Raw genomic sequence first — 21,194 nt, 5'->3', positions numbered from 1 at the left:
AGGAGTATGTCGCCGAGGTAAGCACAATCGATCAAATTTCCCCGAAGTAACGGGCGAATTTGTTTCCCTTGGGTCACGGCTTTCCGTGCGCGTAAAGCGCGCTATGGTTCCTCATCAGCGATAAACGAGACACGCCCGCAAGGGCGATTGGGAGCCTGACGCGCCATGAATTTCGATTTTTCCGAAGACCAAAAGTTCCTTGCCAATGAGGCCCGGAAATTCCTTTCGCAGGAATGCACCACGGCTGTCGTGCGCACGGTTCTGAACGACGACAAGAAAGCCTATCACAAGGAGCTCTGGGGCAAGATCGGCGAGATGGGCTGGCTGGGCGCGGCCATTCCGGAAGAGCATGGCGGCCTGGGCCTGGGCATGCTGGAGATGTGCGTGCTGGCCGAAGAAATGGGCCGCGCGATTGCGCCGGTACCGTTTGCCTCCACCGCCTATTACCTGACCGAAGCGGTGAAGCTCGCCGGCAATGACGGCCAGAAAGCTGCCCTGCTGCCGAAGATTGCCGCCGGCGAAGTGATCGGCGCCTATGCCGCCAGCGAAGGCCCCGGCCATCCCGACGCCGCCAGCCTGAAGACCACGTTCGATGGCAAGACCCTTTCGGGCACCAAGATCCCGGTGACCGATGGCGACATCGCCACCCATGCCATTGTTCTGGCCAAGGAAGGTTCGGGCGCCTCGCTGGTGCTGGTGGACCTCTCCGGCGCCGGCGTTACCCGCAAGAGCGTGCAGACGCTCGACCCGACGCGCAGCCATGCCGAGATCACCTTCTCCGGCACCCCGGCCGAGCGCCTCGGCGGCAAGGGCGAAGGCGAAACGCTGAATGATGAGCTGCTCAACCGCGTGGCCGTTCTGCTGGCCTTTGAACAGCTGGGCGGCGCTTCGGTCTGCCTCGAAATGGCCAATGACTATGCCAAGAACCGCTATGCCTTCGGCCGCCCGATCGGGGGCAACCAGGCGATCAAGCACAAGCTGGCGGACATGTATGTGAAGAACGAAGTGGCCCGGTCCAACTGCTATTACGGCGCCTGGGCGCTTTCCACCGGCGCCGCCGAACTGCCGGAAGCCGCCGCTGCCGCCCGCGTCGCCGCGTCGGAAGCCTACTGGTTTGCCTCGAAGGAAAACATCCAGACGCATGGCGGCATGGGCTTCACCTGGGAAGTCGACTGCCACCTCTTCTATCGCCGCGCCAAGCTGCTGAACGTGCAGGCCGGCGCGCCGAAGGTCTGGAAGGAAAAGCTGGTGCGTGCGCTTGAGGCCAAGAATGCGGCCTGAGGCATCTGCCTCTTACGGAAGGACCGGGCGGCAGGAGATGTCCCGCCGCCCGGCGCCCGGATTATTCTGCCGCTGCGGCAGGAACGCCCGGATAGTTGTTCGTGCCGGCCGACTTCCAGGTGAGCGTATCTGCCGGGGTGTTGCCGGGGCCGGTGAAGACCTGCAGCGTGGCGGTGTCGTAGGAGATGTCGAAGTTCTCGATCACGGCATTCCCCTCGCCCGAATAGGTCGAGTAGTTGTTGAGCGTGGCGTTCGTCAGCTTCCAGACCTGACGGCCCGGCGCGCCATCCGTGGTCATCGTGATCTGCAGGGACGGAACGCTCGTGCCGTTGATGACATGGCTCAGAACCTTGACGGACGAGGTGTCGAAGCTGCGCGTGACGTAAAGCGAGCCGGTGTAGAGTTCGGACCGCTTTGGCTCGACCGGCATGTAGGTTTCCGGATCATAGACCGGCTGCTGCGAGACGCTGAAGGTCAGGTTGGTGGCAGGAATCTTGGTACCGCCGACATCAATCTCGATACCGGCATGGGCAAGCCCAGCGATCAGCAGAGAGGCCGCTGCGGCACCGATGAACCTGCGAGATTTCGTAACGACTTGCGACATGAGTATCCGTCCCTTTTTCTTTTGACGCCCCCGGCGGAATCGCCCCGGCGCCTGCGTGTCATAGGACGACGCAATTCCGGATGGAATATGGCAACACGCCGGCAGCATCCGCACACGGCAAAAAAATCCGGGGACAGAGCCTTCCCGCCCTACCCCACCCGATAATCAAAAACAGCAAACACAGACGATAACGAACGGAGTGCCCCATGGACTTCAATGATACCCCCGAAGAAGCCGCCTTCCGCAAAGAGGCCAACGACTTCCTCTCCAAACATCTGGAGCTGAAGAACGGTGCCAAGCCACGCGCATCCGGCGAGTCCGCACTCGCCCGCGCAAAAGCCTGGCAGAAGACCAAGGCCGAGAACAAGTTTGCCCAGATCACCTGGCCCAAGGAATGGGGCGGCCGCGGCGGCACCTCGATGGAAGCCGTTATCTGGGGCCAGGAGGAGTCCAAGTATGACGCGCCGACCGGCCCGTTCGCCATTGGCCTTGGCATGTGCATCCCGACCGTGATCGCGTTCGGCTCTGACGAGCATAAGAAGAAATATGTCCAGAAAGCCCTCTTCGGCGAGGAAATCTGGTGCCAGCTCTTCTCCGAGCCTTCGGCCGGTTCGGACGTGGCAGGCCTCAAGACCCGCGCGGTGAAGGATGGCGACGAGTGGGTGATCAACGGCCAGAAGGTCTGGACCTCAGGCGCGCACTATTCCGACTACGGCATTCTCTTGGTCCGTACCGATCCGAAAGTGCCCAAGCACAAAGGCCTGACCATGTTCATCGTGAACATGAAACAGCCCGGCGTGGAAGTCCGCCCGATCCACCAGGCTTCCGGTGGCCGCGAGTTCAACGAGGTGTATTTCACCGATGTGCGCATTCCGGACTCTGACCGTCTCGGCGAAGTCGGCGCGGGCTGGAAAGTGGCCCTCGTGACGCTGATGAACGAGCGCCTTGCTGTGGGTGGCTCGCCCGGTCCCGACTGGGGTGAGATCATGGCCTATGCCAAGACCGCCGGCACGATGGACGACCAGGCCTTCCGCGAGAAACTCGCTGACTGGTATGTCGCCGCGCAGGGCTACAAGCTGACGAAGTTCCGCACCCAGACGGCTCTGTCCCGTGGCCAGACGCCCGGCCCGGAAAACTCGATCGGCAAGATCATCACCGCCAACCATCTGCAGGACATCTGCAACTCGGCCATCGAGATGCAGGACCATTACGGCATCATCACCGAAGCCGACCGGATGCCGGCCGATGCGATCTTCCAGCAGAGCTTCATGTGGGCGCCGGGCCTGCGGATCGCCGGGGGCACCGACGAGATCCTGAAGAACATCATCGCCGAGCGCGTGCTGGGACTGCCCCAGGATGTGCGCGTCGACAAGGATCTGGCCTTCGACGAAATGAAGTCCGGCTGATCGGCCACCGCTTCAGGAAACAGAAACGCCGGCCGCGTCAGACGCGGCCGGCGTTTTCTTTTCCGGAGAAGGCTCCTCAGGGCTGGCGGGTGGCGTCGGCAATGAAGGCGGCCGCTTCCCGCGCGCAGGCCTGCCCGGCCTGCACCAGCGCCTCGGCGCGCGCCGCGTCGGTGCGGCCCCGCGCAGTGGCCGAGGTGGCAATCGAGGTCTGGCGGAAAACGCTGCGTTCCTTGCCCCGGAGGATCGCGCCTTCAAGGCGGCAGCGGGCCGCATCCCCCTTCAGGGTGAGGTCGGAAATGCGCCAGGAAAATTCGAAATCGGTGAAAGCGCCCGCCTGCGCCGGCAGGGCCACATTGGCGCCCTCCCCGCTCAGCAGGTCGAGCAGGGCTTCCTGCATCAGGCTGGTGGCGCGGTCCGTCCACTGAACAGAACGCACATAGCGCATCGCGCCGGTTTCATCTTCGGCGGCAATGGAGCGGCCAGCCAGCAGGCGGGAGGCTTCCGGCTCACGCACGGTGACGGAGGCCGCCAGCTCATAAGCCGGATCGAGCGGGCTCAGCCGGTAGAGGGCATCTGCCGGATCACGTTGCGGGATGACGCTTGCGCAGGCGCCCAGCGACAGTGCGGCAGCGGCCAGGATCAGGGGGCGGAACATCAGCGTTTCTCCTCATAGGGCACAGCTTCGCCGACCAGCAGCGACTGGGGATTGCTTTCCAGCTCTCTCAGGAAGCGGTCAAACCGGTTAAGCATGATGCGCAGCTCCTTGCTGGCAACACCGGCATTCTGGAAGGTTTCGGTGGCCGGGCCCTCGATGATGGCAGTCGCGGCAGCGACGGCCTCTGCGCTGCGGTCGAGCGTGCCGCTGGCCGATTTGGCAACGGTGCGCAGATCAGCGACGAGGATCTTGAGATCTTCGGCTGCCGCCGCCAGGCTGGTATCGGCCGAGTCGCCGAACTCCTGGAACTCGACCGACGCCTTCTCGAAGGCGACGGCGGCGCGGGAGACATCGTCCACAGCAGCGGCGGCCTTGTCGATGAGGCCATCGTTTGCGGCGAGCTTTCCGGTGGCGATCTCGATATTCTTCAGCGTGGCATTGACCGAGGCGATGTTCTCGTCGGTCAGCATCTTGTTGATATTGTCGAAGGTGAGGTTGGCGCGGCCGAGCGCCTGGGCGCCGCCAGCAACGATCTGGTCGACCAGTGTACGCTCCGACCGGATGACGGGCACAGGTTCGCCCGCGCGCGCTTCAAGCGGACGGCCTGTGCCGGCGGTGATCTGGATGAAGGTTGTGCCGGTGATGCCGGCGAGCTGGATCGAGGCGCTGGAATCTTCGCGTACCGGCGTTTCGCGCGAAACCCGGACCCGGGCGCGCACCTTGGAGGAGTCACCCCGGTCTACCCGGACGGTTGCGACCTCACCCACCTTGATGCCAATATAGCGCACGGCGGCCCCCTCCTCCAGGGAGACCGGCCCATCGAACACGATGTCGTAGGCTTTGTAATCGCGGCTGAACTCCGACTGGCCGAGCCAGAGAACAAAGCCAGCGACCAGCGCGGCGGCGAGGATCACCAGACCGCCAATCAATGCATAGTTTGCCCGGGTTTCCATGGGTCCAAACTCTCCTAATAGCCAGCCGAGGCCGCACGTCCGCGCGGCCCGCCAAAGTATTGCTGTATCCAGGGGTGATCGACGCGCCGCAGCTCGTCCATCGTGCCGACGGCCAGCACGCGCTTTTCACCGATCACGGCGATCCGGTCACAGACCGCGTGCAGCGTGTCGAGATCGTGGGTGACGAGGAAGACAGTGAGGCCAAGCGCCTGCTGCAGATCGCGGATCAGCTTGTCGAAGGCTGCCGCGGTGATGGGGTCAAGACCGGCGGTCGGCTCGTCCAGGAACAGAAGTTCCGGATCGAGCGCGAGGGCGCGGGCGAGCGCAGCACGCTTGCGCATGCCGCCAGAAAGGTCTGCGGGGTATTTGTCACCGGCGCTGGGGGAAAGACCCGCCATCTGGATCTTCATGTCGGCCAGCTGGGCGCGCAGGGTCGGATTGAGATCGGTATGCTCGCGCATCGGCACCATGACGTTTTCCCGCACGGTGAGGTTTGAGAACAGGGCCCCATCCTGGAACATGATGCCCCAGCGGCGCTCCAGCGCGGTGCGCTCTTCCCGGTTCAGCAGGCCGAGCTGTTCGCCAAAGACTTCGACCGTGCCGGATTCGGGCTGCTTGAGACCGACGATGGCCCGTAGCGTGACGGATTTACCGCCCCCGGACGGACCGATGATGCCGATGACTTCGCCGCGCTCGATGTCGAGATCAAACTCATCGAGCACGACATTGCGGCCATAGGCGACTTTCATGTCGCGGATCTTGATGACGGGGTCGGCGCTCATATGCCCATCTCCATGTAGAAGATGGCAAACAGCGCATCGATGACGATGATGGCGAAGATGGCCTGAACCACGGAGGTGGTGGTCGCCTTGCCCAGCGACTGGACCGAGCCGCCCACCTGCAGGCCCTGGCGGCAGGCGATCAAGGCAACGACGAGGCCGAACACCGGTGACTTCGACATGCCGACCCAGAACTGGTCGAGTGTCACAGCTTCCCGCATCTGCTCCAGAAACACTGCCGGAGCGATATCCAGCGTGCCCCAGCAGACGGCCATGCCGCCGGCAATGCCGGAGACGGTGGCCACGAAGGTCAGCACCGGCGTCATCACCAGCATCGCAAGGACACGCGGCGCGACGATGACATCCATCGGCTTGAGGCCGAGGGTCTGCATCGCGTCGATTTCCTGACGCATCTTCATCGAGCCGATCTGGGCGGTGAAGGAGGAGTTCGTGCGGCCGGCCAGCACGATGCCGGTCAGCACCACGCCGAATTCGCGCAGCACGGCAAAGCCGATGAGCTGGACGGTGAAGACTTCGAGCCCGAAATCGCTGAGCAGGGTGGCGCCGATGAAAGCGATGACGAGGCCGACAAAGAAGGAAAGGAAAGCGATGATCGGCATCGCGTTGAGGCCGGCTTCTTCCATCACCGAGACGATGGAGGTCCAACGCAGCTTCCAGGGCTGGACAGCGAGGCGGGCAACGGTAACCAGGGTTTCGCCAAGGAATGCCAAGCTTGCCTGGGTTTCCTTTATGAAATCAACGCTGCCCTTGCCCGTCCGCTCCAGCAGGGCGAGGAGGCCGGTATCGCGCTTTTCAGCCGGCGGGGCCGGCTCGGCATGCGCGTGAACCTGCTCGAGCAGGCTCTCCACGGAAGCATGTTCACCCAGGATACGGGGTGGCCAGGCAGCGCCCTTTTCGCGCAGGGTGCGGTCAATCAGAAACGCGCCGGAAGTATCGAGGCGGCCCAGCGCGGACACGTCCAGACATTCCGGGACATCTCCGGACACGGCGCGCAGCTGGGCATCCAGCTGGTTAATCGTCGCCACCGTCCAGTCTCCGCTGAGGCGGAGGACGCGGCCTTCATCGCTCTCTTCAAGCGTGAAGCTGGGGGCGGTAGAGTTCAGCATTCTTCGGGTCCTGACTGACCTCAATAACAAAACATGCTTAAGGACGGCGTGTGCCAAACCAAGACAATTCGTCTGTGAGGATTAACCCATGGGTCATTTCCGGCTTGAAGCTGCTCATATTTCCACCCCTCTGAACGCGGCGTTCGCGATTTCCCGCGGCGCCAAGACGAGCGCCGAGACCGTGCGCGTGCGCCTCACGGATGGGGATAACTCCGGACGGGGGGAAAGCGTTCCCTATGGCCGGTATGGGGAGACGGTCGACACTGTCCTGGCGGAGATCGAAGCGGCGCGCGCAGAGATCGAGGCCGGGATCAGCCTTGAGGCCCTGCAGAGCCTGATGAAGCCAGGCGCGGCACGCTGCGCGGTGGACTGCGCGCTGTGGGATCTGGAAGCGAAGAAAGCGGGCAAGCCGGTCTGGCAGCTGGCGGGGCTGCCGGAGCCCAGGCCGGTGGAGACGGCGAGGACGATTACGCTGGACGCGCCTGCCGCCATGGCGGACGCCGCGCGCGCAGCGCCGGGCAAGCTGCTGAAGCTGAAACTTGGCGGGCCGGGCGACATTGCCCGGCTGCAGGCAGTGCATGAAGCGCGGCCCGATGCGCGCCTGATCGCCGACGCCAATGAGGGCCTCTCCCCGGCTGATCTGCCGGCCCTGATGAAGGCGGCGGCGGAGCTGGGTGTGGTGCTGATCGAGCAGCCCCTGCCCGCCGGCCAGGATGAGGCGCTGCTGAAGCGGCCCGGCGCGGTGGCCCTCTGCGCCGATGAGAGCGCCCACACCAGCGCCGACATCCAGACCCTCGCCCGCTGCTATGACGCTGTGAATATCAAGCTCGACAAGGCGGGCGGGCTGACCGAAGCGATCGCCATGGCGCGCGCCGCGCGCGGGGCCGGCATGGGCGTGATGGTGGGCTGTATGGTGGCAGGCTCGCTGTCGATGGCGCCGGCAGTGCTGCTGGCGCAGCTGGCAGATGCGGCAGATCTGGACGGGCCGCTCTGGCTGGCGGGCGATATTGAAGACGGGCTGACGTTTACGGACGGTGTTGTGGCGCCGCCGGGAGCAGCGCTCTGGGGGTAAACGGAAAGTAGGCCAGGCCGGTCCGGCGAACTGCCCCCCCGTCAATTGGCCGGGCCGGTGACGCTTTCGATGGGCAGCACATAGTGGCGGTTGCAGAACTGACAGTCGATGGCGAGGGTGCCATCGGGCTCAACCAGATCACGCAGCGACTCTTCGGGCATGCCGCGCAGCGTCTGCAGCAGGCGCTCCTCATTGCAGGTGCACCGGTCATCGACCGCGCGGCTGTCTTCCAGGCGCACGCCCTGTTCATGGAACAGGCGGAAAAGAAGATCCGTCATCGGAAGGCCAGGGTCTGACAGTTCCGCAGGCGTCAGCGTGGCGAACAGGGCCTCAGCCTCGCGCCAGGCTTCCTGCGTATCGCCGCGGGTCTCGTCGCCGGCGATGCGCTGGATCATCATGCCGCCGCAGATCCAGTCTCCGCCTTCGGTAGGCTCCACCGACAGCCGGATACGCGAGGGCACCTGCTCGGACATGCTGTAATAATCCTCCGCACACTGGGCAAGCGTGCCCTTGTTGAGCGGAACGATGCCCTGATAGGGCTGCAGGTTGGGATTGTCCTGCAGCAGGATCAGGCCAAGCCGGCCAGCGCGCCCGAAAAGCTGGGGCATATGCGGTGGCTTGCCCTTGTTGAGGCGGTCAAGATTTGCCCAGGCCTCTTCATCATAGCGGGCATAGCCGCGCACGCCGCCATTGGTGGTGTATTCTCCCACCAGCATGCGCACGGGACCATCGCCTTCAGCCTGAACCAGGATGCGGCCATCAAACTTCAGCGAGGAGCCGACAAGGGCCGCCAGCGCAACCGCTTCGCCGAGGATGCGGGCGAGGTTTTCAGGGTAATCATGCCGGGCCAGGATCGGGGTGAGGCTGCCCGCGCCCATGCGCACGGCGCGCCCGCGGATGGGGCGATCCTCAATCTGGAAACTGGCGGTGAAATCACCGGTCTGGAAGGCAGGCAGGGTCATGGGGCATATCCCGTTCGGGGCAATGGGGCGGTCAAGGCGCCCCATGTGGCAGCGAGGGGCCCTGATCGCAAGGGGGCGCCCTGCCCTGGCCTATTTCCCGAGGCACCAGCGCAGGATAGCTTTCTGGGCGTGGAGGCGGTTTTCGGCTTCGTCGAAGACGAGGCTGGCCGGGCCGTCGATGACTTCGGCGTCGACTTCCTCGCCCCGGTGGGCCGGCAGGCAGTGGAGGAATTTCGCCCCGCCGGCCGCCAGCGCCATCAGCTCCTCGGTGACCGCATAGGGCTCAAGGATCTGCAGGCGGCGTTCGGCGTCGGTATCCCCCATCGAGACGAAGGTGTCAGCGATCACGACATCGGCGCCGGCAACGGCTTCCTCAGCAGTCTCGAAAAGCTCGATCCGGCCCTGAAGCTCGGCCGCGATCTCCAGATCGTCTTCATCCGGAGCAAACCGCTTCGGCGTGCCGATGGCGAGGGAAAAGCCGAATTTCGGCGCGGCATGAATGAAACTGGCGCAGACATTGTTGCCATCCCCCACCCAGGCGATGCGCGCGCCCTGCAGGGTGAGCCCGTGTTCTTCCAGCGTCAGCAGGTCTGCCATGATCTGGCAGGGATGGGAGCGGTCCGTGAGGCCATTGATGACCGGGACGGTGGCCGCTTCGGCAAAGACTTCCACATCGGTATGATCATTGGCGCGGATCATCACCGCATCGACATAGCGGGAGAGCACCTTGGCGGTGTCGTCGATCGTTTCGCCCCGGCCGAGTTGCATGTCGGACGAAGTGGCGGTGATCGAGGATCCGCCCAGCTGGCGCATGGCCATATCAAAGGAGAAGCGCGTGCGGGTGGATGATTTCTCGAAAATCATCGCCAGCGTGTGGCCGTCCAGCGGGGCGCCGTCATCCACCTTACCCTTCGGCCAGCCAATGCGGGCCTTCTTCATGCGGTGGGCCTCATCGAGGATCGCGCGGAGTTCAGCGCGCTCAATGGGCCAGATATCAAGGAAATGGCGGATCGTCATGAGCGCTGCCCCCGCAAAAGAAAGGGCGCCGCATAGCGTGTTTTTCGGAGGATCGCCAGTGTTTGTTGGTGAAATCACCGGCAGGAACTACCCGCCCGGCAGCGCGGGCGGGCAGAAGGCCAGCTTGGGGCGCGTCAGGCCCGCTTAATGACGCGGACGACCAGAAGCAGGATCACTGCGCCTATCGTGGCATGGAGGATTGCTCCCAGGATGCCAGCGCCGAGGCTGACCCCGATGGCGGGAAAGACATAGCCCGCAATGAATGCGCCGAGGATGCCGACAACGATATTGCCGATAAGCCCAAAGCCGAAACCTTTGACGATCAGCCCGGCGAGCCAGCCGGCAACCGCGCCGATCAGCAGAAATATCAGAATACTTTCAAGGGTCATTCTGGGTCTCCTTCCCGTTATGCAGGCCTCAGTGTGCAGCGGCCGGGTGGCCGCAGAGAGCCTGACGGGCAGTCTCGTGGCTGCCCTTAGGGAAAGGATAGGACTGATCCGGGCCGCGCGGGAAGCAAAAATTCGCCTCGGACGAGTGTGCCCTCCCGATCACACTTACAGTGCGTTCAATCGAAAACTGCAAAATTACCGGAACGCGCCTTATATTCATCAGTTTTATAGGCTCTGCCTCCGCACTCGAAACCATAGGAAATTCAAACGTGAATGAAGCTCATTTTCTAGCGTATTTGCTACGCATTCTCAAATCTGGAATGTGGCGATTGCAAGGCCGATTGCAATGACGGATCCTTATTCTCGCACCACACCAACAATAAATCTAAAGTGGAACAATCTACGGCACAATTGCCGGATGTTTCCGACTGTCGCGGACTGCGCCGAGCATTGTGTGCCCAGTCTGCGCGCCTGCGCCCGGCTGTTTTGCGGGTCGCTGAGCGAGGGAGACAGCCTCGTCGAGAACTTCCTGCAGGAATTGCTGACATTTCCGGTGACGCAGGAGACGTTGCGTACACCCAGGGGGCTGATGGCCACCTTCGAGACCTTTCTCCGCGGCCGGTTTGGAGCCCAATCCCGGCGCATCCTCCTGTCCGTGCCGCCCGAGCGGACGGCGAATGCCTGGATGACGATTGACGAGTTTCTACGCGCGCTTTCGCGCATCTAGAGGCGCCCGCGCGCCCTTCCTACGCTCGGAATCCGTAGGCGCGCTCCACCCTGGCGACGCGGATCGTGTAGGCCGAATAGAAGGCTTCGCGGCCCCGTTTCTGGGCGGCGATATGATCGGCCTGGCGTCTCCACGCGCGGATGGCGTCTTCGCTCTCCCAGTAGGAGACGGTGATCTCCAGCCCGCCCTCGCCTTGCGCGGACTCATAGCCGAGGAAGCCCGGCATCGTATGGGCAAGGGTGACCATCGCTTCGGCGGTTTCGGCATATTCCGCCTCCTCCCGGCCGGAGAATATGGCCGTGAAGATGACGGCCCAATAGGGCGCCTCGGGCGTGGTGGCAATCATGGCGGTGTCCCCCTCTTATGGCCCCTTCACAGGCCTGTCATTGTGGCACGTCATAGGCGGGCCTATCTAGCCCCCTTCCCGCGCCCCGCCAGCTAGCGTCCGGCGGCAAAGTGCCCTAAGGGAGGCGCACAGTTTCAACCCTTTCCGGGAGTTAGCCCAGATATGGACAGAGTTCTCATCATCGGCGCCGGCGCAGCCGGTTCAGTCGTCGCCAAAAAGTGCGCGATGGACCGCGACACGTTCAAACACATCACCCTCGCCTCGCGCCGCATCGAGAGCTGCGAGAAGGTGGCGAAGGATTGCGTGACGCCCATCGAGATTGCGCAGGTGGACGCCGATGACGTGGCCGCCACGGTGGCGCTCATCAAGAAGGTAAAGCCCGACCTCGTGATCAACATGGCCCTGCCCTATCAGGACCTGCCGATCATGGACGCCTGCCTCGAGGCGGGCACGAACTATCTCGACACCGCCAATTACGAGCCGCGCGAAGTGGCGAAGTTCGAGTATAGCTGGCAGTGGGCCTATCAGGACAAGTTCAAGGCGGCCGGCCTCACCGCCATTCTCGGCTGCGGGTTTGATCCCGGCGTGTCCAACATCTGGTGCGCCTATGCGCAGGAGCACCTGTTCGACGAGATTCACTATATCGACATCGTGGACTGCAATGCCGGCGACCATGGCAAGACCTTCGCCACCAACTTCAATCCGGAGATCAACCTCCGGGAAGTGACGCAGGACGGCAAATACTGGAAGAATGGCGAATGGATCGAGATCCCGGCGCTCAGCATCAAGACGATGGTGGACTATCCCGAAGTCGGCCCGCGCGCCTCTTACCTCATCTATCATGAGGAAGAGGAAAGCCTTGTAAAGAACATCCGCGGCCTGAAACAGATCCGCTTCTGGATGACCTTTGGCGACGCCTACATCAAGCACCTGGAAGTGTTCAAATCCATCGGCCTGATTTCGCTCGAGCCGATCAAGCACAAGGGCATGGACATCATCCCGATGGAATTCCTGCGCGACCTGCTGCCGCCGCCCTCCTCCCTTGCCGAAGGCTATTCCGGCAAGACGAGCATCGGCGTGATCATCCGTGGCAAGAAGGATGGCGAGAAGATCGCCAAGATGCTGTACAATGTCTGCGACCATACCGAGACCAACAAGGAAGTCGGCGCGCAGGCGGTGAGCTACACCACGGGCGTACCCCCGGTCTCCGGCGCGGCGATGTTCTTCCGCGGCATCTGGAAAGGCCCCGGCGTGTTCAACGTCGAGGAGTTCCCCTCTGCGCCTTTCCTCGAAGACGTGGCCAAGCGCGGCCTGCCGACAACGATCATCGACATCAAGCCGGGCGACCAGGATCCGCTGTTTGAGGTGGTGACCTGACCGCGAAGCCCCTCACCTCCCATCGCTGCGCGATGGGCCCCTCCTCTCCCGGAGGGAGAGGGGCTTCACCACGCCATCTCAAACGCAACATTACCCCTCTCCCGCTTGCGGGAGAGGAGGGACCCGCGCCCAAATGGCGTGGGAGGTGAGGGCCTTCTGACATGACCGACATTCAAACCCCCTGCTTCGTCCTCGATACCGCCCGTCTCCGGAAGAATCTCGAAACGGCAAAGCGTGTGCGCGAGGAGGCAGGTTGCAAAATCCTGCTGGCGACGAAGGCGTTTGCGATGCCGGCTGCCTTCCCGCTGATGAAAGATTATCTCGATGGCACGACCGCCAGCGGCGAGCATGAGGCGATCATGGGCTCGCAAGAATTCGGCAAGGAAGTGCATGTCTATTCGCCTGCCTACACCGAAGATGAAGTCCGCCGTCTGACGAAGGTGGCCCAGCATATCTATTTCAATTCGGCCGAGCAGCTAGGCCGCTTTGGCGACATTGCGCGGGATGCCGGCTGCCATGTCGGCCTGCGGGTGAACCCCGGCTATTCCAATGCGACGCTGGGCGGGGACCTCTACAACCCCACCGCCCCGACCAGCCGGTTTGGCGAAGTGCCGTCAAAGCTGGCGCAGGTGAACTGGAGCGGCGTCGATATTTTCCACGTCCATGCCCTCTGCGAGAGCCTTCACGAAGGCTCGGTTGGCCTCATCGAATATGTGTCGGAGCATTTTGCGCCTTATCTGGAACAGGTTTCGGCGGTGAATTTCGGCGGCGGGCATTTCCTCAACAAGCCGGGATACAATGTCGACGCGCTGATCGCTGCCATCCTGAAATTCAAGGCGCGGTTTGGCATCGAGGTGATCCTTGAGCCGGGCGCGGGGCTGGTGGTGAACACCGGCGAGTTGCACTCGACCGTTCTGGCGCTGCACTGGAACGAGATGGACCTGGCGATCCTAGATGCCTCCGCCTCGACCCACATGCCGGACGTTCTGGAAGTGCCCTACCGCCCGGACGTGATCGGCGCGGGCCAGCCGGGGCAATTTCCGTACACGTATCGTTTTGGCGGCAAGACCTGCATGACCGGCGATGTGATTGGCGATTATTCCTTCGAAAAGCCGCTGGAACCGGGCGATCAGATCATCTTCACCGACCAGATGCATTACAGCTTCGTCAAGACCAACACCTTCAACGGAACCCCGCTCGCCAACCTCGCCATCCGCTGGGAAGACGGCCGCGTGGAGCAGATCTCCGACTTTGGTTATGGCGAGTTCCGCCGGCGGCTGGGGCGTTAGGCAGAACGGGAGAACGGCTCACCCTGAGCGAAGTCGAAGGGTGAGCCGGAGTGCGCGGAGCTTTTGGCCATCCTTCGACTTCGCTCAGGATGAGTGTAGGGGGCGCGGTGGGCGTTTCTAAACACCGAATTTCTCTACACGAAACACCTGCTCATTGCTCAGCGCAGGAATCCGCCCGCGCGCCCTGGCAACCTCTGCGAGGTCAAGCTCTGCCATCACGACGCCGGGCTCGGCGGCGCCACCTTCGGCAAGCACGTCGCCCCAGGGCGAGACGATCAGCGAATGCCCGAAAGTTTCCCGGCCATCTTCATGCTTGCCCGCCTGAGCCGGCGCAATGACGAAGCACCCCGTCTCAATGGCGCGGGCGCGCACCAGGACATGCCAGTGCGCCTCACCGGTGACCTTGGTAAAAGCAGCCGGAATGGCGAGAATGTCGGCGCCCGCCATGGCCAGCGCACGATGGAGATGCGGAAAGCGGACATCATAGCAAATGGTGAGGCCGATCCTGCCTGCAGGCGTCTGCGCCAGCACGGCCGTTTCGCCGGGGCGGTAGGCGCGGCTTTCGCGGTAATTCTGGCCGTCGCCAACTTCGACATCGAACATATGGATCTTGTCATAGCGGGCGATGACACCGCCATAGGGCCCGATAAGGAAGGAGCGATTGGCGAAGCGGTCGTCCGCGCCATCTTCCAGCGCAATCGCCAAAGAGCCGATCAGCAGCGTGATGCCCAGCTCTGCGGCGAGCGCGCGGAAAGCGGGCAGGCTTTCGTCCTCCGTCTCCGTGCGCACTTTCGGCCGGGCCATGCCGGGGCGAATATCCAGAAGGTTTGTCATTTCCGGCGTGGCAATGAAGCGCGCACCCTGCCCGGCGACCTGCCGGATGAGGGCAGTGGCAGCGGCGAGGTTTGCGGCAGGCTCGGTGCCCGAGCGCATCTGGATGCAGGCGGCGGTGAGTTTCATGGGCAGCAGACTAGCGCGCCAGAAGCCTTGCCGCCAGCGCCTCTCGCGCCAAAGCGGCGCTGGCGAGGCGCAGAGGCTTCTGGTAGTTTGCAGGCAGGCTGCACAGGGTGGAGCCTTTGGGGGACAGGCAATGCCCGGCTGGGTGAAACTCGCGCGCATGGTGGTCGGGGGGCTGATCCTCCTTGTCCTGTTGTTTGTGCTCGGTGTGTGGCTCTGGTCCTACCCGCCCGCGCCGGGCAAGTTCTTCAAGGCGGACGTGGCGGCTGCCACCGGGCCGGGGCATCTGCTGAAATCTGAGCCTTACAAGCGCGGCGTGCCCAAAGGCGCGGTTGCGCGCCGCATTCTTTATACCACAACGCTGAGCGGCGGCGCCCCGGCAACGGCCAGCGCCCTCGTAATGTGGAAGCCGCAGGAAAACATCGCGCTCCCCCGGCGGGTGATCCTCTGGGCGCATGGCACGCTGGGCGCCGCGCCCGGCTGTGGCGCCTCGATGCAGGCAAACCCCTTTGCCGATGTGCCGGCCCTCAGCGCGCTGCTGGAAGAAGGCTGGATCTATGTGGCCAGCGATTATGCCGGGCTGACGACGCAAGGGCCCCACCCCTATCTGATCGGCGATGGGGAAGCGCGCTCCGTGCTGGATGCGGCGCGGGCAGCGCATGACCTCTCAGAGCTGACCCTGTCGCTGGAAACCGTGATCTGGGGCCACTCCCAGGGCGGGCACGCCGCGCTCTGGAGCGGCATCCTGGCGCGCAGCTATGCCCCAGAGCTTCAGGTGAAGGGGATTGCAGCGCTTGCTCCGGCTACAGACCTTCCTGCCATCGTGGCAGAAACCGAAGCAACCCCGGTAGGCCGGATCTTCTCGTCCTTTGCGGCACGCGCCTATGCCGATACCTATCCCGACCTCTATTTCAGCGGCATCGTCCGGCCGCAGGCAGGCTGGCAGGCCAAGGAAATTGCAGAGCGCTGCTTTGCCGATGCGCGGGTGGTTGTGCCGTTGCTGCTGGCAGAAAGGTTCACTGAAGGCACCATTTTCCGGGGCGGAGAGACGGGCACAAGTTTCCGGCGGAAACTGGCCGAAAACATCCCCAACGGAAAGCTCGGCGCGCCGGTGCTGATCCTGCAGGGCAGGCGCGACGACGTGGTGAGCGCGAAGATGCAGGCCGGCTATGCGCGCGAGCGGTGCGCGGCGGGGGAAATCATCGACTATCAGCTATTCGACACGCTGGACCATGTGTCCATCGTGGCGCCCGATGCGCCAACCGTGCCGATCTTGGTAAAATGGACCCGGGCCCGGTTTGACGGAACGCCCGCGCCGAAGGTCTGCCCCAGATGATCACCCGCTACCGAGCAACCAGGGATCGTTCTGCACCCGCAGCATGACGGCCATCCGGTTCTGGGCGTTGAGCTTGGAGAGGACCGATGAAACATGATGCTCCACCGTGCGCGGCGAACGGCCGAGTTCTTCGGAAATCTCGCGGTTGGAACAGCCTCTGACAATCAGGCGCAGCACATCCTGCTCGCGGCGGGTCAGGCCGAGGGGATGATCGCGGGCCGCGCTGTAGGTGCCCCGGCGGGGCCGCGGCAGACTGCGGGTGACGCCAAGCTCTGCCGCGCGCCGCCGCGCGAAGGCCGCGCCAGCTTCTGCGCCCATGGCCTGTAGATCATGCACCGCCTGGCCGAGCAGCTCCACGTCATCACTCTGCAGACGGACAATAGCCGAGGCATAGGGCATACCCAGCGCCCTCCAGGCATCTGACGCCTGCTCAATCTTACCAGCCAATTCAAGCTGGAAGGGTTCGGGCAATGTTTCGGGGGTGAGGCCGGGCACCTGCCGGCCAAGGCGCCGCGCCCAGACGGCCCGTTCCCCGATATTCCAGGGATGGCGGTCGCCATCGGCGAGGGTGAACAGGGCGTCGAGATGTTCCCCCGCAAGGCCGGGATTGCCGGAAAGCCAGGCATGTTCGATCAGCGTCAGCCGCGCGGGCACGATATGCTGCAACTCATCGGTCGCCATGGCATCGGCATAGGCTTGCTCCATCAGGCGGGGCGCTTCGGGCGCAGTCAGGCGCATGGCTGCCCGCGCCTGCACCAGCAGGGCCGGTAAGCGAACGACAAGGGTCAACCGCTCGCGATCAGTGACGGAGGCGGCCAGCCTGACGGCGTCTTTCAGCCGCCCCTGCTCCATCCGCAAAAGCGCAAGGCGGCCCGAGAGGTAAAGCGTCCAGGCGTCGAGATCATGATCGATGTCAAAGGTGATGCCATCGGCGATCACCTTTTCGGCAAGTTCGAACTTGCGGAACTCGACGGCATATTCGGCAAGGTTTGTGTAGGCCCGGGCCGCATGTTCATGCAGGTTGTGGGCCAGCGATATGTCGAGGCTCTCCTGCAGCAGGGCTTCACCCTCCGTCCGTCCCCGGAAAGCCAGCGCCGTGCCGATATTGTTGAGGGCGTGGGCACGCAGATCCGGCCGGGGGAAATCTGCTTCCAGCGCCAGGGCACGCTCGCCCCAATAGACAGCATCTTCCATCTGATCGTTCAGCATGTGCAACTGAGACCGCAGGGAATAGGCCATGGCCTGCTCGGCGGAAGGTGGAATGCTTTCCAGAACCTGGATCGCCTGGTCTGCAAGGCGCGCAGCCTCCAGCGCCTCGCCGCGATACCAGTGCATTCGCGAGAGCCAGCGGAGGTTCTCGCCAACCTTGTCCTGCCGGCCGAGCACGCGCCAGAGCGTAATCGCATGGCGGCGGGCGTCGAGCACATCCTCATCAATCGGTGCGGCAAGGGCGCTCTCATAAGCCCAGCGTTCATGCAGCAGCGCGGCGGTTTCGGGGTCTGCCTCTTCAACGAAGCGAAGCGCCGTACCCAGATGGGCGGCGGCTTCGCGGTGGGCACCGCTGGCGGCGGCCCGCTCTGCCGCTTCCGGCGCAATTGCCAGCACGGCCGCGCCGTCAAGCGCGCCAGCCGCATGGTGCACCATCTGGTCCAGCGGCGCCTCAGCCCCCAGCGCGCGAAGGGCTTCCAGTATACGAACATGATGGCTGCGCCGGACCTTGGCGGGAATACGCTCCAGCGTGGCGGTCCGCGCGATCTCGTGCCGGAAGCGGATGTCACCGGCGGTGGAGGCCTGAAGGATGCCACTGGCAGTCAGCTCTCCGGCCAGCGTCACCGCCTCCTCGCCGCCAAGCCGGACCAGCAGCGCAGGCGGGACCGCAGCAGGGATAACGCTGATCAGTTCCAGCAGTTCGCGCGCGCCGCCGGAGAGCTGTGCCTGGCGGACGGTAACGGCCTCGCGGATGGAGCCGGGCAGATTGTCGGCCGCGCCCTGCCCGGCCGCCAGCATCTCGGTGACGAGAAAAGGGTTTCCGGATGTTTTCTGATAGAGCCAGTCTCCCGGCAGACCCGCCTTGCGCGCCATGGCGCTGACGGCTTTCGGGGAGAGACGGCGGAGGGGCACAGCCTCGCGCACGGTGGGGGGCAACTCCTCCAGCACCTGGGTCAGAGGATGTTGCGCGCCGGTTTCGTCATCCCGGTAGGTCAGCACAAGGACCAGCGGCAGGAAGGCAATTCGGCGGCCAAGATAGCGCAGCAGGTCCAGCGTGGCATGATCAGCCCAGTGCATGTCTTCCCAGACCATCAGGATCGGGCTGTTGGAACGGCTGATCGTGTCAAGGATTGCTGCGAAGAGGCGCGGCCGGTCGCCGTTTTCCAGCAGGGCACGGACCTTTGGCCCCAGCATCTCCGCCATATCGCGCACGGGGCCGAGCGGGCGGGGGGTGTAAAGCGCGTCGCAGCCGCCCGCAGCCGCACGCCAGCCTCGGGGCAGACGGGCAAACAGGCCGCGGATCAGCGAAGTCTTGCCGATACCGGCCTCCCCGCAGACCAGCGCCACACTCCCCTGGCCCCGGCTCGCCGCCGCAATCAGGACATCCAGCCGCTCGAAATCCCGTTCACGCTCTACCAGCACTACAGACCGCTCCCCTTCCAGCCTGCTCTCCCCAAAGCCAGCCAGAAGATGAGCTTAACCGGGGCCCACGCACATGAAAGCTCAAATTGGAGCAAAGCCCGCCGAAATTTAGGTATCTGCACGGACGCGAGCAGTACTCAGATTTGCTAATTCAGCAGCAGCAAGTGTGGGGGGACCGCACGTGCGCATTTGCAGGGGACAGGCTATGCTCTCTCAGCCTGTCCCTTTTCTTTAAGCGAAAACAAGGATTAAGCGCCGATATTGGCCCGCACGAAATCGGCGCGCTCAGGAACAGACGCGCACGGAAGCTCGACCAGGTTGTATCCGAGCTCCGTATACACACGCCGCATCGTCTCACAGGTACGCCGGGCGGTCTCAAAGTCCTGACGGCGCTCGGGATCGGTGTGAAAGATCTCCTCCCAGGGCGGCGCCAGAAAGACGAGCGAATTGTACCGGTGGGTTTTGGCGGCTTGCCGGATATGCGCGGGCACCTCCAGCCCTTCCAGCGTCAGATAGCCCGCCACATCCGGCACGCCCCGGTCAAACAGGATGGGGCCCGGCCGTGTCGCCGCCTCGCTGAGGGAACGCAGTTCCCAGCCGAGCATCAGTTCGGCAAACAGCGCGCGATCTTTCCAGGGCAGCGCGCGGCCGCCAATGGCCATCTGGGAACGGATGATCCCCCGCCCCGCCTCGGGCATCATGGCGATCCCCTGCCCGGCCAGATGCGCCAGCAGCGTCGTCTTGCCCGCGCCGGGGCCGCCGGTGAGGATGAAGCAGTGTCGGTGGTCTTGGCGCATGAGGGTACTTACCGCCGGATGGCGCCCGCCGAAAAAGGCAGGCGCCAAGGAGCGGCAGAAATCAAAGCCGGCGGGCGCTTACGGCGCCCATTCGGTCAGGGCGGCGTCGATCATGCTGACGGCGTCGCGTACCTGGGCGTCGTCGATGATCAGCGGCGGGGCGAGGCGCAGGACATTGTTCCCTGCCACGCCCGCCAGAAGGCCCTCTTCCCGGCAGAGGGTCTGCAGGTTTTTCGGGTCTGCCTTGAGGCGCAGGCCGGTGAGCAGGCCCTTGCCGGTAACGCCTTCGACCTTGTCCGGATGGCTGTCAGCGAGGCTTTTCAGGCCCTGCGCCAACGTACCGGAAACGCGGCGGACATTGGCCAGGAATTCCTCATTCGAGATGATGTCCCACACCGCATTGCCGACCGCCATCGCCAGCGGGTTGCCGCCATAGGTCGAGCCATGGCTGCCCGGCTGCATCGGTTCGGCAACAGCTTCGGTCATAAGACATGCGCCGAAGGGGAAGCCCCCGCCGATGCCCTTGGCCGCGGCGATCACATCAGGCTCCACATCGGCGGCCCACTGATAGCCCCAGAGCTTGCCCGTACGGCCCATGCCGCACTGGACCTCATCGAACATCAGCAGCACGCCATGCTGGTCGCACAGCTCGCGCAGGCCTTTGAGGCATTGCTCGGGCATGGCGCGCACGCCGCCCTCGCCCTGCACCGGCTCTACCAGCACAGCGGCCGTGGTCGAGGCGGCCAGCGCAGCCTTCAGGGCGTCATGATCGCCCCATTCCAGATGCACGAAGCCCGGCAGTTTCGGGCCGAAGCCTTCCAGGTATTTCGGGTTGCCGCCCGCATTGATCGCCCCGATGGAGCGGCCATGGAAGGCACCGGTGAAGGTGATGATGTCGATCCGGTCCGGGTCTCCGGCAGCCCAGTGATACTTGCGCGCCGCCTTGATGGCACACTCGATCGCTTCGGTGCCCGAATTGGTGAAGAACACCCGGTCAGCAAAGGTATCGCGGCAAATCTTGTCGGCGAGTTCCTCCTGCCCCTTGATCCGGAACATGTTGGAGGTGTGCCAAAGCTTGCCAGCCTGATCGCGCAGGGCGTCAATCATGGCCGGATGCGCATGGCCCAGCGCGTTGACCGCGATGCCCGCGATGAAATCGAGATAACGTCGCCCGTCCTCGGTGAACATGTAGACGCCTTCGCCCTGCACGAACACTTCCTCCGGCGGGCGGTAAACGGGAAGGATGTGCTGGCGGGGATCTTCCATCTTGGTCTCCTTTGACGCGGCGATGATCCGGGGGCGGGGCTGGTTAAGGCGCCACGCATGGGGCGCGGCGCTGGGCAAGTCAACACAGGGGGAAGGATTACAGCGATTTAATCGAAAAACGATAATATCGCTTGACGTTTATCGATAAGTGCATATTGTTATTCATGAAGCCGGGACCGGCGGCGCGGTGACAACGCCCCTCGACTCCCCCTGAACCATCGCG

Annotated in this window: 20 protein-coding genes; 7 read left to right on the top strand and 13 right to left on the bottom strand. The window is 63.8% G+C overall.

All coding sequences use genetic code 11. The features are described 5' to 3' along the window. The first annotated feature begins 165 nt into the window (after positions 1 to 165). Positions 166 to 1,281 (top strand): acyl-CoA dehydrogenase family protein, encoded by a 1,116-nt coding sequence (locus tag BBF93_RS01935; RefSeq protein WP_035594082.1) that lies wholly within the window; start codon positions 166 to 168, stop codon positions 1,279 to 1,281. 61 nt (positions 1,282 to 1,342) lie between these two features. On the opposite strand, the gene BBF93_RS01930 is transcribed toward BBF93_RS01935, so the two are convergent. Then, the gene (locus tag BBF93_RS01930; RefSeq protein ID WP_162786368.1) at positions 1,343 to 1,885 is read right to left on the bottom strand and encodes a type VI secretion system tube protein Hcp; all 543 of its coding nucleotides are present in this window, start codon (positions 1,883 to 1,885) and stop codon (positions 1,343 to 1,345) included. A 206-nt stretch (positions 1,886 to 2,091) separates the two neighbouring features. Here BBF93_RS01930 and BBF93_RS01925 point away from each other — a divergent pair, with 206 nt between their 5' ends. Beyond that, the gene (locus BBF93_RS01925) at positions 2,092 to 3,291 is read left to right on the top strand and encodes an acyl-CoA dehydrogenase family protein (protein ID WP_035594078.1); all 1,200 of its coding nucleotides are present in this window, start codon (positions 2,092 to 2,094) and stop codon (positions 3,289 to 3,291) included. 76 nt (positions 3,292 to 3,367) lie between these two features. Here BBF93_RS01925 and BBF93_RS01920 read toward each other — a convergent pair whose 3' ends face one another. Genes BBF93_RS01920 through BBF93_RS01905 form a run of 4 tightly spaced genes read right to left on the bottom strand, consistent with a single transcriptional unit; the run spans position 3,368 to position 6,805 of the window. Continuing rightward, positions 3,368 to 3,946 (bottom strand): ABC-type transport auxiliary lipoprotein family protein, encoded by a 579-nt coding sequence (locus BBF93_RS01920; protein ID WP_114104805.1) that lies wholly within the window; start codon positions 3,944 to 3,946, stop codon positions 3,368 to 3,370. Beyond that, positions 3,946 to 4,899, bottom strand: a complete 954-nt coding sequence (locus BBF93_RS01915) for an MlaD family protein (protein ID WP_114104804.1) — start codon at positions 4,897 to 4,899, stop codon at positions 3,946 to 3,948. The genes BBF93_RS01920 and BBF93_RS01915 overlap by 1 nt, the downstream gene beginning before the upstream one ends. Positions 4,900 to 4,913: 14 nt before the next feature. Then, complete coding sequence (locus BBF93_RS01910) at positions 4,914 to 5,681, bottom strand: ABC transporter ATP-binding protein (protein WP_035594074.1); 768 nt, start codon at positions 5,679 to 5,681, stop codon at positions 4,914 to 4,916. Next, complete coding sequence (locus BBF93_RS01905; protein WP_035594072.1) at positions 5,678 to 6,805, bottom strand: ABC transporter permease; 1,128 nt, start codon at positions 6,803 to 6,805, stop codon at positions 5,678 to 5,680. The genes BBF93_RS01910 and BBF93_RS01905 overlap by 4 nt, the downstream gene beginning before the upstream one ends. A gap of 88 nt (positions 6,806 to 6,893) precedes the next feature. Between BBF93_RS01905 and dgcA the strand changes: the two genes are divergently transcribed. Further along, positions 6,894 to 7,877, top strand: a complete 984-nt coding sequence (gene dgcA, locus BBF93_RS01900) for an N-acetyl-D-Glu racemase DgcA (RefSeq protein ID WP_114104803.1) — start codon at positions 6,894 to 6,896, stop codon at positions 7,875 to 7,877. Positions 7,878 to 7,918: 41 nt separating this feature from the next. Here the strand turns inward: dgcA and BBF93_RS01895 are convergent, their stop codons facing one another. The 3 genes from BBF93_RS01895 to BBF93_RS01885 all read right to left on the bottom strand — a co-directional run bounded on the left by BBF93_RS01895 (position 7,919) and on the right by BBF93_RS01885 (position 10,245). Continuing rightward, positions 7,919 to 8,839: an Hsp33 family molecular chaperone HslO gene (locus BBF93_RS01895; protein ID WP_035594070.1), complete on the bottom strand. Its 921-nt coding sequence runs from the start codon at positions 8,837 to 8,839 to the stop codon at positions 7,919 to 7,921. A 90-nt stretch (positions 8,840 to 8,929) separates the two neighbouring features. Beyond that, positions 8,930 to 9,856: an ornithine carbamoyltransferase gene (gene argF / locus BBF93_RS01890; RefSeq protein WP_035594068.1), complete on the bottom strand. Its 927-nt coding sequence runs from the start codon at positions 9,854 to 9,856 to the stop codon at positions 8,930 to 8,932. 134 nt (positions 9,857 to 9,990) lie between these two features. Then, positions 9,991 to 10,245, bottom strand: a complete 255-nt coding sequence (locus BBF93_RS01885) for a GlsB/YeaQ/YmgE family stress response membrane protein (protein WP_035594066.1) — start codon at positions 10,243 to 10,245, stop codon at positions 9,991 to 9,993. Between the two features lie 418 nt (positions 10,246 to 10,663). Between BBF93_RS01885 and BBF93_RS01880 the strand changes: the two genes are divergently transcribed. Continuing rightward, positions 10,664 to 10,972, top strand: coding sequence for a hypothetical protein (locus BBF93_RS01880; RefSeq protein ID WP_114104801.1), 309 nt, complete (start codon positions 10,664 to 10,666; stop codon positions 10,970 to 10,972). A 19-nt stretch (positions 10,973 to 10,991) separates the two neighbouring features. Here the strand turns inward: BBF93_RS01880 and BBF93_RS01875 are convergent, their stop codons facing one another. Continuing rightward, positions 10,992 to 11,318 (bottom strand): antibiotic biosynthesis monooxygenase, encoded by a 327-nt coding sequence (locus BBF93_RS01875; RefSeq protein ID WP_114104800.1) that lies wholly within the window; start codon positions 11,316 to 11,318, stop codon positions 10,992 to 10,994. A gap of 162 nt (positions 11,319 to 11,480) precedes the next feature. Here BBF93_RS01875 and BBF93_RS01870 point away from each other — a divergent pair, with 162 nt between their 5' ends. Both BBF93_RS01870 and BBF93_RS01865 read left to right on the top strand, forming a co-directional pair. Then, on the top strand, positions 11,481 to 12,695 hold the full coding sequence (locus BBF93_RS01870; RefSeq protein ID WP_114104799.1) for a saccharopine dehydrogenase family protein: 1,215 nt from the start codon (positions 11,481 to 11,483) through the stop codon (positions 12,693 to 12,695). A gap of 161 nt (positions 12,696 to 12,856) precedes the next feature. After that, the gene (locus BBF93_RS01865) at positions 12,857 to 13,984 is read left to right on the top strand and encodes a carboxynorspermidine decarboxylase (RefSeq protein ID WP_114104798.1); all 1,128 of its coding nucleotides are present in this window, start codon (positions 12,857 to 12,859) and stop codon (positions 13,982 to 13,984) included. A gap of 117 nt (positions 13,985 to 14,101) precedes the next feature. Here the strand turns inward: BBF93_RS01865 and BBF93_RS01860 are convergent, their stop codons facing one another. Continuing rightward, on the bottom strand, positions 14,102 to 14,944 hold the full coding sequence (locus BBF93_RS01860; protein WP_114104797.1) for a carbon-nitrogen hydrolase family protein: 843 nt from the start codon (positions 14,942 to 14,944) through the stop codon (positions 14,102 to 14,104). A gap of 130 nt (positions 14,945 to 15,074) precedes the next feature. Here BBF93_RS01860 and BBF93_RS01855 point away from each other — a divergent pair, with 130 nt between their 5' ends. Then, a complete protein-coding gene (locus BBF93_RS01855; protein WP_162786367.1) occupies positions 15,075 to 16,277 on the top strand; it encodes a lipase family protein in 1,203 nt (400 codons plus the stop codon). Here BBF93_RS01855 and BBF93_RS01850 read toward each other — a convergent pair whose 3' ends face one another. From BBF93_RS01850 to BBF93_RS01840, 3 genes are all read right to left on the bottom strand, one after another. Beyond that, complete coding sequence (locus tag BBF93_RS01850) at positions 16,278 to 18,908, bottom strand: AAA family ATPase (protein WP_114104795.1); 2,631 nt, start codon at positions 18,906 to 18,908, stop codon at positions 16,278 to 16,280. A 248-nt stretch (positions 18,909 to 19,156) separates the two neighbouring features. Beyond that, complete coding sequence (locus tag BBF93_RS01845) at positions 19,157 to 19,705, bottom strand: AAA family ATPase (RefSeq protein WP_114104794.1); 549 nt, start codon at positions 19,703 to 19,705, stop codon at positions 19,157 to 19,159. A gap of 78 nt (positions 19,706 to 19,783) precedes the next feature. Continuing rightward, positions 19,784 to 20,971, bottom strand: coding sequence for an aspartate aminotransferase family protein (locus BBF93_RS01840; RefSeq protein WP_114104793.1), 1,188 nt, complete (start codon positions 20,969 to 20,971; stop codon positions 19,784 to 19,786). Positions 20,972 to 21,194 lie beyond the last annotated feature (223 nt).

Source organism: Hyphomonas sp. CACIAM 19H1 (genome assembly GCF_003325995.1).
Taxonomy (GTDB): domain Bacteria; phylum Pseudomonadota; class Alphaproteobacteria; order Caulobacterales; family Hyphomonadaceae; genus Hyphomonas; species Hyphomonas polymorpha.
Note: the sequence above shows the minus strand (reverse complement) of the source record. Positions and strands in the feature narration are given on the sequence as shown.